Annotated in this window: 1 pseudogene; it reads right to left on the bottom strand. The window is 57.8% G+C overall.

The annotated features are described in order from the left end of the window. Positions 1–313 precede the first annotated feature (313 nt). Positions 314–557, bottom strand: a pseudogene (locus tag AC1D17_RS29265) (hypothetical protein); the annotation flags it as partial.

Here is a 557-nt window from a genome sequence, read left to right on the forward strand (position 1 = left end):
GGTTTCCGCCCAGTTCCCGTCGCTATCGCCCACCGATGACCCGGTAAGCGAGCAGTGTGCCCAAAACAAAATACGATATACGCCTCAACTTCTGCCCGGGAAATTGCCTCTGGCAGGTTTGGAGGTATTTTACTGGAGCATACTGGCGCGGAACGCGTACCGACACGTGCTCCCGGGTTTAGCTCACTAGGCGTTCCCGCTGCGCCCTTGCCGTCCTCCTCCCCCATTGCTGCGCCCAAACGTTGGAAAGCTGGCTGAACCGCGTTGCCTTCGTGCATGCGTTTCGTCCGCACGAACAGCAAGATACGCGACTTTAGCCTCGTGACCGGTGCATCTCGATGGGCGGTACCTCGGATCGAGGCGTTGATTGTACGGACACGTTAAGCCCCGCCTTGCGCAATCCCTCTATAAAATGATCCTGATCCACCACTCGCGAAATGCGTGTCGCTACCTCCTTGCCCGTTTCCGCCAGCAGTTCGGGAGCATGGATTTCCAACCACCCGCGCTCGAGTTGCGCTTCAAGCAGGTGGCCTCTTTGACCATAAATCGCAATCAGG

Source organism: Pararhizobium sp. P1_E7, from assembly GCF_056405855.1.